15 protein-coding genes are annotated in these 15,377 nt (G+C 33.5%); 12 read left to right on the forward strand and 3 right to left on the reverse strand.

Annotated features, from left to right (window positions below):
* Positions 1-2 precede the first annotated feature (2 nt).
* Entirely contained in the window at positions 3-746 is a 744-nt protein-coding gene (locus CC92_RS0117905) for a hypothetical protein (RefSeq protein WP_029501279.1), read from the forward strand.
* Between the two features lie 8 nt (positions 747-754).
* On the opposite strand, the gene CC92_RS0117910 is transcribed toward CC92_RS0117905, so the two are convergent.
* Complete coding sequence (locus CC92_RS0117910; RefSeq protein ID WP_029501278.1) at positions 755-1,183, reverse strand: hypothetical protein; 429 nt, start codon at positions 1,181-1,183, stop codon at positions 755-757.
* Between the two features lie 159 nt (positions 1,184-1,342).
* On the opposite strand from CC92_RS0117910, the gene CC92_RS0117915 reads away from it, so the two are divergent.
* Positions 1,343-2,581 carry a DUF1015 domain-containing protein gene (locus tag CC92_RS0117915; protein WP_029501277.1) on the forward strand — a complete coding sequence of 413 codons (1,239 nt, stop codon included), beginning with the start codon at positions 1,343-1,345 and terminating at the stop codon, positions 2,579-2,581.
* A gap of 617 nt (positions 2,582-3,198) precedes the next feature.
* Positions 3,199-4,665: a ribosomal protection-like ABC-F family protein gene (abc-f, locus tag CC92_RS0117920; protein ID WP_029501276.1), complete on the forward strand. Its 1,467-nt coding sequence runs from the start codon at positions 3,199-3,201 to the stop codon at positions 4,663-4,665.
* On the opposite strand, the gene CC92_RS0117925 is transcribed toward abc-f, so the two are convergent.
* Positions 4,662-5,003 (reverse strand): hypothetical protein, encoded by a 342-nt coding sequence (locus tag CC92_RS0117925; RefSeq protein ID WP_155998544.1) that lies wholly within the window; start codon positions 5,001-5,003, stop codon positions 4,662-4,664. The two genes, abc-f and CC92_RS0117925, sit on opposite strands and share 4 nt — an antisense overlap.
* Positions 5,004-5,359: 356 nt before the next feature.
* Between CC92_RS0117925 and CC92_RS0117930 the strand changes: the two genes are divergently transcribed.
* The 9 genes from CC92_RS0117930 to CC92_RS0117970 all read left to right on the forward strand — a co-directional run bounded on the left by CC92_RS0117930 (position 5,360) and on the right by CC92_RS0117970 (position 14,119).
* A complete protein-coding gene (locus CC92_RS0117930; protein ID WP_029501274.1) occupies positions 5,360-5,986 on the forward strand; it encodes a DUF4004 family protein in 627 nt (208 codons plus the stop codon).
* A 74-nt stretch (positions 5,987-6,060) separates the two neighbouring features.
* Positions 6,061-6,696: a hypothetical protein gene (locus CC92_RS0117935; protein ID WP_029501273.1), complete on the forward strand. Its 636-nt coding sequence runs from the start codon at positions 6,061-6,063 to the stop codon at positions 6,694-6,696.
* Between the two features lie 112 nt (positions 6,697-6,808).
* The gene (locus CC92_RS0117940; RefSeq protein WP_029501272.1) at positions 6,809-7,429 is read left to right on the forward strand and encodes a hypothetical protein; all 621 of its coding nucleotides are present in this window, start codon (positions 6,809-6,811) and stop codon (positions 7,427-7,429) included.
* A 187-nt stretch (positions 7,430-7,616) separates the two neighbouring features.
* Positions 7,617-8,777 carry an enoyl-ACP reductase FabV gene (gene fabV / locus CC92_RS0117945; RefSeq protein WP_029501271.1) on the forward strand — a complete coding sequence of 387 codons (1,161 nt, stop codon included), beginning with the start codon at positions 7,617-7,619 and terminating at the stop codon, positions 8,775-8,777.
* 129 nt (positions 8,778-8,906) lie between these two features.
* Positions 8,907-9,596, forward strand: coding sequence for a response regulator transcription factor (locus CC92_RS0117950; RefSeq protein ID WP_029501270.1), 690 nt, complete (start codon positions 8,907-8,909; stop codon positions 9,594-9,596).
* A gap of 43 nt (positions 9,597-9,639) precedes the next feature.
* On the forward strand, positions 9,640-11,244 hold the full coding sequence (locus CC92_RS0117955) for a sensor histidine kinase (protein WP_155998541.1): 1,605 nt from the start codon (positions 9,640-9,642) through the stop codon (positions 11,242-11,244).
* A gap of 189 nt (positions 11,245-11,433) precedes the next feature.
* Entirely contained in the window at positions 11,434-12,333 is a 900-nt protein-coding gene (locus CC92_RS0117960) for an ATP-binding cassette domain-containing protein (RefSeq protein WP_029501268.1), read from the forward strand.
* Positions 12,314-13,102, forward strand: coding sequence for an ABC transporter permease (locus tag CC92_RS0117965; protein WP_029501267.1), 789 nt, complete (start codon positions 12,314-12,316; stop codon positions 13,100-13,102). Before CC92_RS0117960 ends, CC92_RS0117965 begins: the two co-directional genes overlap by 20 nt.
* A gap of 549 nt (positions 13,103-13,651) precedes the next feature.
* Entirely contained in the window at positions 13,652-14,119 is a 468-nt protein-coding gene (locus CC92_RS0117970; RefSeq protein ID WP_029501266.1) for an LURP-one-related/scramblase family protein, read from the forward strand.
* Positions 14,120-14,315: 196 nt separating this feature from the next.
* On the opposite strand, the gene CC92_RS0117975 is transcribed toward CC92_RS0117970, so the two are convergent.
* Positions 14,316-15,353 carry a pectinesterase family protein gene (locus CC92_RS0117975; protein WP_034218537.1) on the reverse strand — a complete coding sequence of 346 codons (1,038 nt, stop codon included), beginning with the start codon at positions 15,351-15,353 and terminating at the stop codon, positions 14,316-14,318.
* Positions 15,354-15,377: the final 24 nt, after the last annotated feature.

A 15,377-nucleotide genomic window follows, 5' to 3' on the forward strand; every position in this document is an offset into this window, starting at 1 on the left:
ATATGTTGAAATTAATAAAATATGAGTTAAGAAAACAATGGTTCTCTAAACTCTTTATATTGATTGTAATGGGAATATTAGAACTTACTTTTTTATTTGGATTGCTTAGAGAGGATACAGAAGCCTTAGGAATTTCCATGGGAATTATGGTACTTGTTGCATTTACTGCAATTATGTTTGTTTCCTTTGAGTGTATTATGACTTATTCGAAAGACTTAAAAACGAAACAAAGTTATATGCTATTTCTGACACCAAATTCAACCTACAAGATAGTGGGTGCCAAAGTAATAACCTCTGTTGCACAGATTGGGTTTACTGCAGTTTTTATGGCCTCTATTATCTTTATTAACATGACTATCGTTGTGTTACGATACCAAAACATAGAAGAAATGATTAAGACAATTCAGATTACAATGAAAAATGTTATGGGATTAGATGTGGATTATGGTCTTATATTGATAGGTCTGATTTCATTTTTACTGGAATGGATATCAAAAGTTATTATGGGTATTCTTGCAATTACGTTGAGTGCTACTTTTTTATCCAACACAAAGGGAAAAGGTATTGTCAGTTTAATTATTTTCTTTACCTTGAATTATATGGTTGGAAGAATTGGCAAATTATTTATGCTAGAAAGTATGCCATTATTCGATCTATTTATGATTGATGCTATCTTTATGGCATTTGTCATAGCAGCCTTTTACCTAGCGACAGCATGGATGTTGGATAAAAAGGTGAGCGTATAAATAATTAACTATTTTGGATATTTTGGATAAAAATCGGAGGTATCCGCACAGAAGAAACCATCACATTCTGATAGAATGGAATCAAAAATAGGAGTGATGTTATCAAATTGATCACTAGGGAAGGTTACCATATACATACTTTGTATCTGGTGTTTGGAAAGAAATTCTGCACCATCACAATCACGAAAATAAGGTTTCATTTCCTCAAAGTCCAATGAACTTTTTGGTGAAAGGCTGATTTCCATAACACCAGCGGCTTCCCACAGCTCTACATTATCTGTATATTTTATGATTGCTTCATATAGTGTACGAATGGAAGTCTCTTTATGATTCATATAAAACCAGTCGCCAGTGATAGAGGAACTCTTCTCTGTAGCGATTGGTTTTTTATTTGGCTTCTTATTCACGTTTTTATCTTTTTGTTTTTTTATGATCATTATTACCTCTATTCTGGTGCAAAGGCACCTTTTTAATATAAGTATACCACAGGCAAAATGGTTTGAAAACATACAGGAAGATAAGTTTCTAAGAAACAACGTTGTATTTTGGGTACTATCATAGTAAAATAACGATAGAAAGATGAGGAGGGTATCAAAATGGCGATTATTAAACCTTTTTATTGTGTTAGACCAGAGAAAGAATATGCAAGTCGAGTGGCAGCTTTGCCATATGATGTTTATAACAGAGTAGAAGCAAAAGAAGCCGCCCTACAAGATGAGTTATCTTTTTTAAATATTGATCGTCCAGAGACTGGATTTGAGCTTTCAGTGGATATGTATGATGAGAGGGTATATCAACGAGCAAAAGATTTGTTGTTGAAACGATTGGAAGATGGAATTTATCTTGAGGATGAAAAAAGGTGCTATTACATATATGAACTGATTATGGAGGGACGTCCACAAACCGGTATCGTTGCCTGTGCTTCAATTGATGATTACCAAAACAATATCATAATGAAGCATGAAAATACGAGAGAAGAGAAGGAACAGGATCGAATTCGTCATGTAGATACCTGTAGTGCTCAAACTGGTCCAATTTTCTTAGCATATCGTTCCAATGATATCATTCATAATATTGTGGAACGAGTTAAAGAAGGGGAAGCGCTATATTCCTTTACTTCTGAGGATGGGATTACTCATAACGTATGGAAAGTGGAAGATGACCAATCGATAGCAACCATCGAAGAAGCATTTGGCGGAATCAATAGAATTTATATTGCAGATGGCCATCATCGTGCAGCATCTGCAGTTAAGGTTGGTCTAAAAAGAAGAAAAGAAGCGAAAGAATACGATGGAAGCGAGGAGTTTAATACATTTCTCTCCGTACTATTTCCGGAGGACCAGCTTATGATTATGCCATATAACAGGGTAGTTGCTGATTTGAATGGACTTAGTGAAGAGAAGTTTTTAAGTACTCTTTCTGAGAATTTTTATGTTAAGAATAATGGAGCGATAAGAGTTGCACCAGAGAAAAAAGGGATATTTGGAATGTATCTGAATCATACTTGGTATGAGATAACTGCAAAAGAGTCATTATTACAGATAGAAGATCCTGTTAAGGCACTTGATGTTTCTTTATTACAAGATTACGTATTAGATCTGATATTAGGAATTAAAGATCCTAGAACAGATCATAGAATTGATTTTATTGGTGGGATACGTGGACTTGGTGAGCTAGAAAAACGTGTAAATGAAGATATGACCGTTGCATTTTCCATGTTTCCAACCTCGATACAAGAATTGTTTGCGGTAGCAGATGCCAATCAATTAATGCCACCGAAATCAACTTGGTTTGAACCAAAATTAAGGAGTGGATTGTTCATTCATCGGATTTAAGAAGTACAATATTCCATAGTAATATAGATACCTTGACATGTCCTTACAAGACTGCTAAAATTAAAATACTTGATTAAGATTGGAGTTGGGAAGATGAGTATTTATTCTTGCAAATAATAATTCAATAAGAATGACGTGCTGGATTTAGAGAAGTGTAATAGCGCTTTTCTTTATGCGCTTATTTTGCTGATTTTTAAATTGCACGTTGCAAGAATACTTTCTTACCCAATGTTTTATAAACTAGATAGTTCACATGATCAATTATTATTGATTCTTTTTCATATTTGTTAAAAATTCGATGGTAGAAAAATATATTCAGGTATGCAGGTTACTCATACTGATATATTTATTTTATTCATTACAAGAAAAGTTCGCGAAGCCTGCTTTTTCTTGTTTAAACTTGCAAAATGAGAGAAATTAATAAATTATTATGGGATACCTCGTTTGAATTCTTAAGACGCAGAAAGATATATTCTTGCGTCTTATTTTTTTATTAAAAGTATAGAAAAGCAACATGTTTGCTGTGTATATGATGTGAAGAAAATTATTATTTATGAAAAGTATATTTTTCTTAGCAGGTAATTACTTGAAGTACTTAACAGATAGGAGGTATGATTATGGCACAACTTAATGTTACCGATTTAACATTTTATTATGATGGTAGTTATGATACGATATTCGACAATGTTTCATTTCAAATAGACAGTGATTGGAAATTAGGATTTGTTGGTCGAAACGGTAGAGGTAAAACAACATTTTTAAATTTATTAATGAAAAAGTATGAGTATAAGGGAACGATATCTTCCCCTGTGAGTTTTGATTATTTTCCTTTTCCAGTTACTGATAAATCACAGAATACGATTGATATTGTTGAAATGATTTATCCAGATTATGAACTTTGGAAGGTATGTAAGGAATTAACGTTATTAGAAGTTGATTGTGAAGTTTTATATCGACCATTTGAAACACTTAGCAATGGTGAGCAAACAAAAGTATTATTGGCTGTGTTATTTTCAAAGGAAAATAATTTTTTATTAATTGATGAACCTACCAATCACTTGGATATGAATACACGTATCGTAGTAATGAATTATTTGAAAGGGAAAAAGGGATTTATTTTAGTGTCCCATGACCGTTTTTTCTTAGATGGTTGTATTGATCATGTATTAGCAATCAATAAAGCAAACATTGAAGTGATGCAAGGTAATTTTTCTACATGGTGGGAGAATAAGAAGAATCAAGATGAGTATGAACTTGCAGAGAATGAGAAGTTAAAAAAAGACATCAAACGTTTATCGGAAGCAGCAAAACGTACAGAAAACTGGTCGGATCAAATTGAAAAGAGTAAGATTGGAAGTCATTCCCCAGACCGTGGCTTTATTGGCCATAAGTCTGCAAAAATGATGAAGAGAGCAAAAGCAATTGAGAATCGCTCATTAACAGCGCTGGATGAAAAATCAAAATTATTAAAAAATATAGAAGATACCGATGAATTAAAGATCATCCCATTAAAGCATCATAAATCTACTTTAGTTAATGTAGAGAATTTGTCCGTTACGTATGGGGATAGAACTATATTTGATCACATTAATTTTTCCATCAGTAATGGAAAAAGAATTGTTTTGCAAGGGAAAAATGGTTGCGGAAAATCAAGCATCTTAAAGATCATACTAGGAGAGGATATCCCTTGTAACGGAAAAGTAGAGATTGCCAGTGGATTAGTGATATCCTATGTATCACAAGATACCTCTAATTTAAGTGGAAATCTATCTGATTTTGCCAAAGAACATCACTTGGAGGAAAGTCTTTTTAAAGCGTTGCTTCGAAAACTTGACTTTACAAGATTACAGTTTGAGAAGAATATAGAAGATTTTAGTGGTGGACAAAAGAAAAAAGTTTTAATTGCAAAAAGTTTGTGTGAGCAAGCGCATCTTTATATCTGGGATGAGCCACTCAATTATATTGACATCTTTTCTAGAATGCAGATTGAGAAATTAATTAAACAATATGAGCCTACTATGTTATTAGTAGAGCATGATAAGACATTTGTGAATGAAATTGCTACAGATATCATACAGATTTAGATAATACCTTGAAGCCGTATAGTAATTTGCGGCTTCAAGGTTTTTAGTTTGTAATTATCGTATCTATTGAATAGTCCAGTTATGAATAAACGGTCATAGTCACTATACATAGAATAATCAAAAATGATAGGCGTCTCTTTTGTTATATTCTTCCTTCCAATCATGGATGTAAATGGTTTTTCTATTTTTAATTTTTTACCATTCTCATGGATAAAGACCGTATCAAAGGAGTTTTCTTCAAGATATATAGTTTTACATTGATCACTTCCGGTATATTGTATAGATACCAATACACTTATCTCATCATCTTGGTTATATTCATTTTTATCAAAATCCATTCTTAATTCAAGATCTTGTAATTTTTTTGCATTTTCTACGTTATTACAAGAAGTTAAAATTAAAAGTATATTCAAGATAATTAAAAGTAATATTTTTTCATTTGAAAAATCCTTCCGAATTTCAATCTTATTAGCTGATGTTGTAAATTAATAGTTGATAGTAAAATCATACCATATTTTCTCATGAAATTCTAATCGATTTTTTCCAAATTTATCATTGAAGCCCAAAATTTGATATGTTATGATAAATTCAACGTAATAAAACAATGTTTTACTCATGCATACGATATACTGGACACTATGGATTATTCCTATTGTGCATCTATGATATTGTGATGAAGAAAGGAGTAGTCCGGATGCTAATTTCAAAAAAAGATTTATTAGCGGTCACGGGTATCTCATACGGACAATTGTATCGATGGAAAAGAGAACGACTGATACCTGAAGAGTGGTTCATGAAACAGTCCTCTTATACCGGACAGGAAACATTTTTCCCAAGAGAACAGATATTAAGTAGGATACGCTCTATCTTAGATTTAAAGGATCATTATACTCTAGAAGAGCTTGCAAAAATGTTATCTCCTGAAGTAGCGGTTTCAGGTTATAGTGAAGCTGAGGTAAAGGAAATTACTGAGATAAAAGAAGAGATCATTGATTGGATACGGGAGAACTATCACAAAGATCATTATGAATATGCAGATATTATCTTATTGGTGGCATACACGATCTTTGAAAAGGACTATCAGATTTCGTTGGAACAAAGAGATTTCCTCTTAAGTAATTTATTAAATCGAGATACTTACTTTTCTATGAATGGTGTTGCTTTACTGTTGCTATCACATCGGTCGGAGTTTTTTATCCTGATGGTAAAGGAGCAAATGCCATATAGCTTAGATGAGCGCCTGGAAGTTATTTCAAAGATTAGTTTAAATAATATCTCAAATCAATTGAAACTAAAATACCAAACGAAGTTTTATTCTTAATAAGTCAAAGCAAGGAGCAATGTATTATAAGTACTTTTTATTATCATCACTAAAATATAGGGAGGTTATAGAATATGAGAGATTATTCTATTCAAGGATTGGGAAGTATCTCAGGAGGAGAATTTAGCAGATTAACAGTGGAGGGTATGGGAAATAACCATGGTAATATTATGGCTGAATTTTTGTCCATTGAGGGAGTATTTAAAAGTACTGGGAATGTAAATGCGCAAGTTATAGAATGTGAAGGGGTTGCTGATTTTTTTGGAAATCTTCGATGTAAAAAACTTGTTATGGAAGGTGTGTTAAATCTTAAAGGAGATAGTAAATTAGAAGCGGATGATATTGTGGGTGAAGGATGTATTAACTCAAAAGCAGATATTAATGCAGATCGGATAAAGCTTCATGGCTGTGTGAATGCAAAAGGTATCTACGGAGATCAGATAGAAATTGAAAGCAAAGAAGAAGGCTATTCTACGATTAAGAAGTTTCTTCATAAGATTAATTTATCCGAGCATGGTAGGGCTAGTAACATTGAGTTAATCGAGGCAACCAGAATAATAATAACAGGTGTTTATGCAAAGGAAGTAAACGGTCATGATATCGTAATTGGACCGTATTGTGAAGTTGAGAAGGTGGATTGTACTGGAACATTACGAGTACATGATACTGCAAAAGTAGGGACTATTGTGGGGGCAACACCTAGTGCCTAAGTAAGTGAGGGGATTTTAACCCTGTGTGAATTTGTTTATACAGTCTATTCGTTAAACGGATTGTATTGCAAGATAATAGAATATTAAGGGTATTAGTGAAAGGAGACTAAGTATGAGTAAGAAGAATGAAATTGTTCCAGTAATTCCAAAGAAGAAGTCAAAAGGAAAAACAGTTGTAAAAGTAATTGTTGCGATTGCAGCGATTCAGGGAATCTTAAAAGTGGTTTCCATGTACCAAAATAAAAAAAATGAAAAGCAATCCGATATAGAAGGGACAAAGAAATACAATGTTTGGATGAATGGGAAGCAGGAACGTCTGGAAGAGGAAGAATTACGTTCAATCGAAATCCAAGCAGTGATGTCAGGAATCGATTTAGATCTTAGTAAACTTAAGATAAAAGAAGATATGTTTATTTCAGGTAAGGCAATTATGTCTGGTGTCTGCATACGTGTTCCAGAAGATATTAATGTGAAGTTGAATTGCAAAACTGTACTTGGTGCATGTGCAAATTCTGTACCAAAATACTTTGATGAAACATTACCAACTATTTTTGTTGAAGTTGATGGTATTATGAGCGGTATTGCGGTAAAACTAGGAAAAATCGATGATATAGAAAATGATGTGAATGATTCAGAGAAAAAAGGTTCTGATGCTGATATAGAGGCAGCAAATAAAGAAGATTCATCAAATGAAGAAAAATCAGAAGAAGTAACGTCATCAGAAGAAGAGTAAATATCAGAAGAAGTAACGTCATCAGAAGAAGAGTAAATATCAGAAGAAGTAACGTCATCAGAAGAAGAGTAAATATCAGAAAAAGTAACGTCTTCAGAATAAGAGTAAATATCAGAAAAGTACTGACATCAGAAGAAGAGAATCTAACATCTAAACTTCATAAGAAGACGGAAAGGAAGAAAGAATTATGATAGTGGAACCAAAAGTAAGAGGCTTTATATGTACAACAGCTCATCCAGAAGGATGTAAGGAGAGCGTAAAAAGACAAATTGATTATGTAAAAAGGCATGAGCAAAAAGAAGGACCAAAGAAAGCATTAATTATCGGTGCCTCCACTGGGTATGGTCTTGCATCTCGTATTTCACTTGCCTACACATACGGAGCCGCTACTCTTGGTGTTATGTTTGAAAAACCCGCGAAAGAAAACAGAACGGCTACTCCGGGTTACTATAATACGGTAGCGTTGGAAGAGTTTTTACATCAAGATGGGTATTATGGTGAATCCATCAATGGGGATGCATTTTCCAGGGAAGTAAAAGATATGACCATTGCAAAGATTAAGGAAAATCTTGGTCAAGTCGATATGGTTATTTACAGCCTTGCAGCTCCACGCAGAACAGATGAAGATGGAGTTACCCACTCCTCAGTACTTAAGACAACCAGCATTCCTTATACGAATAAAACACTAGATTTAAGGAATAATCAGATATCCGAAGTTACAGTGCCAGCCGCCACGAAAGAAGAGGAAATTGCCACTGTGAAGGTAATGGGTGGTGAAGATTGGGCATTATGGATAAATGCTCTAAAAGATGCTGGTGTGTTAAGCGAAGGTGTGATTACCATTGCTTACTCCTATATCGGACCAGAGATTACTTATCCAATCTACTTTGAAGGAACGATTGGTAAAGCGAAGGAAGATTTATACCAGACTTCTGTATTGCTGAATGAAACGTTAAAAGATTTAAAAGGAAGTGCTTATATCTCTGTAAATAAAGCACTTGTAACTCAAGCTAGTGCTGCAATTCCAGTAGTACCACTATACATCAGTATACTTTATAAGATTATGAAGGAACAAAATCTTCATGAGGGTTGTATTGAGCAAATGGATCGTTTATTCTATGAAAAGTTTGATCATCTGTCAAAGGGATTAGATGATCAACAGCGAATCAGAATGGATGATTATGAGATGCTACCGGAAGTTCAAGAGAAGGTTACAAAGGCGTGGGAACTTGTAACTACAGAAAATCTTTCCGAATATGCAGATCTAAAAGGATATTGGGAAGAGTTTTACCATATGTTTGGATTCCATTATGATACGATAGATTACACGAAGGAAGTTGAAATATAATTTCATGTAAAAAAGTTTGATTACTTAAGAGTCAGGGTTCTTTTCCTAGGAGGGATGAAAATCCAAATCAAAGTAAGAGTGAATATCGCCGTTTCGCAGATCCTAACCTGCGAAATGCAGGGGGCTAATATGAAAGTATTATTTTTAGAAGATGAACCGGTGATTCAGGATGTGTTAGCGGAATATATGAGGATGAAAAATTATGATGTAGTAACAGTGAGCGATGGTGAGGAAGCCATCGCTACTCTTACGAGAGAAGCATTTGATATTGCTGTCTTAGATATCATGGTTCCGAAGAAGAATGGTCTTTTTGTGCTTGAGTATTTAAAGGAACATGAAATCGATCTCCCTTGTATTATGCTAACTGCGTTAGACGATGAGCAGACGCAGTTAAAAGCATTTAATTTATATGCTGATGATTATGTGATTAAGCCTGTTTCACCAATTATTTTATTAAAGAGAATGGAAACCATTTTACGAAGAGCAACAAATCATAAAAACAAGACGATAGGTAACTATGATTTTTATTTACAGGAAGAGTCTTATCAGGCGTTTTATCAAGGAGAGTCACTTCATCTCACATTAAGTGAATTTTTAATTTTACAGATGTTATGGAAAGAACCAAATAGAGTATTTACAAGAGAACAAATTATCCTTCATATCTTTAATGAAGATTATATTGGTAATGATCGAATTATTGATGCCCATGTGAAAAACTTAAGAAAGAAGTTACCATTTTCATATATACGTACCGTAATTGGAGTAGGTTATCAATTTGATATAGCTCAGTTAGAAAAAGCAACGAGGAAAGAGAACTAAGATAAAGAGTGGAAAGAAATAACTGCAGAAATGGGGTGAAGAGTTGAAGTTATCGAAAAAAACACTGCTTTATAGTCTGGCGGTTTCTCTTTTGATGGTTGCTTTATTTATTGGGTATTTTATTGCTTTATTGCCATCGCTTTATGTGGATTACAAGCAAAATAAAAATTTAGAATCAATCAAAGAATTGCAGCAAGATTATTGCAAGGAACGTTCTTATTCACATTTAAAGGTATTAAACCCAACTGGCACTATTACAGTAGAATTCCCCTTGGTAGGTAATACATTGTTTCTTAAGAATAATTTTATGGAAGTAGAAGTTATAATAAAGGATTCGGAATTACTTTCAATGCTTGAGAGATTAAGAAGACTATCGGATGATTTTTCGAATGAAGATTTTCAGCTATCAGAAGGTGAATTAGAAAGTTATCAAGATATTATTTTTGATAAATTATTTTCTTCAAAAATAATGAATGATGGTTATCCAATTTCATTTCATGTTAAATCAACTACGGAATATCAAGAATTGAAGTTATTATCGAATAAGACCCATCTAATATCAGATAAGTCCTTTGTTTTTGAATCGAATGTTGGTGATGGGCAGACTTATTATACTTCTTATATGGCTATCACAAGATTATCTGATACGATAGTAATAACCTTTTCGAACGTAACAACACCAAGTATGGATGATATTAAACCTGTCATTTTTAGAAGTTTACCAATGATACTTGCAATCGTAGTATTACTCTGTATGTTGTTATCGAGTACATTCGCAAAATACATTGTACAGCCGATTCGTAAGGTCGCAGATATGGCAGAATATATTATTAACACAAAGAAGCTACAAATGAAACCAATTGCTTTAGGTAAAAAGGATGAGATTGCATATCTTGGTGAAACAATGAAAGAAGTCTATCAAAGACTAGAAGATAATTACCAAGAGCTTGAGATAAAAAATTCTAAGTTATCAGAAGAAAACGAAAGGCAGGTAGTATTTTTAAGAGCCACCTCACATCAGTTAAAGACACCAATTCAAGCTGCACTACTTCTTACTGACGGAATGATAAATGAGGTCGGTAAATACAAAAACACGAAGGAGTATCTTCCGCAGCTAAAAGGACAAATCTTAAATATGCAGCATATTGTAGAAGAAATCCTATCTCTACACCACAACGCAAATGATATTTCTATGGAACCGATTGAGTTATCCAGTTTACTTCAAAGCATTCTTAATCGTTATAATTATCAAATCAGTGAAAGAGCATTAACGATTATTACAACATATGAAGAGGCTTCAATAATATCAAACAAGGAGATGTTAGAGAAGATATTAGATAATATTATAGCAAATGCAATTCATTATACCCCGAATAATCGAAGAATTCATATTCGTGTAACCAAGAATGAGGTAGATATTTTGAATGAAGGAACTACGATAGAGCCGGAGCTATTACCACATATTTTTGAACCATTCGTGACAAGTAATCGTAAGGAAAGAGGGCATGGCCTGGGGTTATATATTGTATCTTATTATTCAAAATTACTTGGTCTAAATGTATCGATTGAAAATTCAAAAGATGGCGTATTGGTAAGAATTAAGAAGGATAGTAAGGTACCAATTTGGTACGAAAATAGTTACAAGTAAAAGAATTTCAAAGCAAAAGAGTTTAAAAGTAAAAGAAGTTTAAAACATAAGAAGTTCAAGCAAAAGTTATTAATATATGCTAAGGCACTGATTACGAAATGTTACATGAAAACATCATCGCATCTTCATACCAAATTCATATCCTTTTGATATAGTAAAGATATCAAAGAATCGTAAAAGGAGGAAGTCATGTTAACGATTAAGGACTTACGGGTTACCTACGGGGAACAGATTGCTTTATCGATTGAGGAACCAATTGTAATAGAAGCGGGTGATCGTGTTGGAATTATAGGTAGCAATGGAGCTGGTAAATCAACGCTTGTTAAGTCAATCTTAGGAATTACTAAGTATGAAGGAACCATCCTTACTAACTTACGACAAGAGGAGATATCTGTACATTTACAACAGAATAATTATGTGAATACGATGCCGGTAAAATATATCATTGAGATGGTGCTATCTGTGAATATCAAGAAAGATAACAAACTTCAAGAATTAATCTCTTATTTTAACTTTGAAGGCTGCCTTAATAAAAAATATGCTCATCTTTCAGGGGGAGAGAAACAAAGGCTAACCATTATATTAGTGCTTCGAAAGGATACACCACTTGTATTTTTTGATGAAGTAACTTCGGGACTTGATTTTGAAACCAGACAAAAACTAATGCAAGGACTTATCAAGTGGTATGATGGGAAAAATACAACGTTATGCATGGTATCACATTATTATGAAGAATTGGAACAACTCGTCAATAAGCTATTAATTTTAGAAAAAGGGCATGTAATTGCTTATGGCACTAGGGAGGAGTTATTTTATAAATATTGTGGAAAAACTCTTTATATTCTTGATAATAACGATAAAAATAAGGAGTTTAAAAAGCAGTTTAAGTCAATCTTAGCACCGGAGCATTTAATTGCTCTCACCTGTGATACGGAAGAAGAGGAACGAAACTTAACCGAGCTTTTAATCCACGCCAATATTGATTATAAACGAAGTAACAGTGATATTGAGATATTATCAATCAATGCGAAGGCGCAGGAATTAGCCAAAGTGGAAGGGGGGAGTTTCGTTGAAAACTTTGTTGCCTAATAAGAGAATGATTTTCTATGAGTTACGCAATTTATTGGGAAATTTCTTTACGTTGTTCTTTGGTATTGCATTCCCAATTGCATTTTCTATCTTAATGCCAAGTATTATTACGAGAGATCTTCCAGAAAATGCGCAATCGGAAGCAATCATCACCGTTTTTGTTACAATGAGTATGGTAATACCGATGGCTGTTATGTTACTTGGCTATGCTGCAAATTATGCGCAGGAAGTAGAAAATGATGTTCCGCTTCGCCTGGATTTATTTGGAATTCAGCCGAAAAAATTGTTTGTTGCTAAATTGATTGCACATTTGATTTTTATAACAATCGCTTTTATTCTTTATTTCTTTGTAGATTGGATTGTACTTGATATTAAGATGCCTAATACCAAGATGATCGTTCTCTGGATATCCTGCTTGTATTTGTTAGCGATTATATTCTTTATGATTGCACATGGCATCACAACCATAGTAAAAAAATTCGGAATTACATTTGCTGTTACCATGTTACTCTATTTTTCTTTTATGATTTTATGCGGTATGATGGGAATTACAGTAGAGCAATTGCCAAAGGCTTTAAAGAATGTAGCACTGTTATTGCCTATGTCTTATATCAGTAAGGATTTTGTTGGAATTTGGGATGGAGGTAGTTACAATTATGCACCTCTTATTCAGTCCTTTCTCTTTCTTGCTGCAATCGCAGGTATTTTAGTACTACTAGGTATTAGAAAGAGTAAACGTACACAAGGAATTTATCAGAAGGTGGAGTAGAGCAGAAAGAATCCTATCTATTAATAGATCAAGGAATGAAAAAATAAGGTGGACGAAGAAATAGATATCAGAGAGCAATTAATTAAGGTAGACTAAAAATCAGATATCAGAGAGTAATTAAATAATTAAGATTGATTAAGACACAGTTTCCATAGAGTAATTAAATAATTAAGTATGAAATGCACCTCAAATATTTGATATCAATTCTTATGTTTGTAGGTGTATTTTTTTGACACCACAATTTTAATACGATATAATAAAATGAATGAAATAAAATGAATGAAATAAAACGATAAAGCAATAGAAGTAAGACGAAAGAAATAAAACAAAAGAAATAAAACAAAAGAAATAAAACAAAAGAAATAAAACAAAAGATATATGAATGATTAGGTAGAGTATGAAAATAAAACTGAAGGTAAATCGTATCATAACAGAAATCTCCGACAGAAATGGGTATGTTCTATTCATCATTTAAAAACTAGATATACAAGAAAATAGGATTAGATCAAGGTAGTTTAAACTAAAATAACAAAAGTGGAAGGAATAGAAATGAAACTTTTATTTAAACAAAGATTTTTTTCATGGTTTGACAGCTATGACATTTATAATGAACTAGGTGAAACCGTTTATACGGTGAAAGGTGTTCTTTCTTGGGGACACTGTCTTAAAATTTATGATTCAGCAGAGCGAGAGGTAGGAATGTTAAAAGAAGAGGTTTTAACGTTTTTACCAAAATTTCGTATGTTTTTGTTTGGAAATGAAATTGGCACTATAAATAAAGAATTTACTTTTTTTCGGCCTAAATTTTATCTTGACTGTAATGGGTGGAGCGTTGAAGGTGATTATTTTGAATGGGATTATTCCGTCATGGATGGTTCACAGCCAATTATGACGGCATCAAAAAAGCTTTGGAATTTTACTGATACGTATGAAATAGATGTGATACAGCCAGAAAATGCGCTGGTTGCTTTAATGATCGTACTCGCGATAGATGCTGCTAAATGCGGAAAAAATTAATATTTATTGCAAGAAATATACGTAAAAGAATATGAATCGATTTTCATAGGGAATAAAGTTACGTGTAAAGTATGGATAATTACGGGATATCGACGGATTTAAAATGGGATATATAACTGAGTGAATAGGATGACTAGTGTAGAACAGAATGAGAAAAATCCTCTGTAAGCAAGAAACTTACGGAGGATTTTTTTTCTTAATCAGTCAAACTAAGGTTAGCTCCCCAATTATCATCACCTGCTAAGACTTTTTCTACTGTATAGTTAAGTGCTTCGCTATTGCTAAGTTGCTTGGAAAAAGAAGCTCTTTTCCCTTCTTTTATTGCTTTTGCACCTTCACCAGTACTTTGATATTCTGCATAAAGCATAGTTTCATGAGCCTCTGGTTTATTCCAGTCATGCCAACCTTCCTCACGAATATGCTTGCCAATCTCACAATGAAGAAATACAGTTTTGGCAAAGTTTCTCCATGGTCTACCTAGATATACGCTATGCTTTGGACAATCGCTGGTAAGACGGCAATGAGAAAAGACATATCCATATTTCTGACCTTCTGCTGTACTAGCAGCTGTAACATAGCCATAATTCTTTTGTTCCTCTCCTTCTTTTGCAGCAGGAAGATCATCTGTTTTTTGAGAGAAAATTTCACAGTGATCAAAAAAAGCAGTTGCACTACCAAAAATAAAGTCAACATCGCCTCGAATATAGCAGTTACGATAATAATGACGACCATTTATTCGTGGTTCAAACTCCTTTGGTCCTGTAAAACCACCAGGTTGGTTTGCGGTTGGAGGAAGGGGTGCTGTAAATAGGGTGTCTTGGCTACCAAGTAGGATGCAATTATCAAATATCATGCGATCGCCATCCACATATAGAGCGAGTGCCTGTCCTACTTGATGACCGAACCCAGAACTATTTTGGAAGGTGAGATTCTTTGCAGTAAAATCATTGGCATCGATGAATACAGATGGGGTGCGAAAAGTTCCTCTTTTACTACCGTCTTCCATAATCATGTTAGCATAGTCGTCAAAGGTAAGAATAGTCTCTTCTTTGGATTCTCCAATTAAGGTTAGGTTCGGTTGCTTAATCACAAGTTTTTCTTTATAAGTTCCCTTTTTAATATAGATTGTTACCGGTTCTGTAGTTCCTTTTGGAATACTTAAGAGGGCATCGGTAATTGTAGAAAATTCATGTTCTGAAGTGTTATGTTTGGATACGTAAATCGTTCTACTCATTCGTTTTTCTCCTTTATGTAGTAT

This window comes from Lachnoclostridium phytofermentans (assembly GCF_000733755.1).
Taxonomy (GTDB): domain Bacteria; phylum Bacillota; class Clostridia; order Lachnospirales; family Lachnospiraceae; genus Lachnoclostridium; species Lachnoclostridium phytofermentans_A.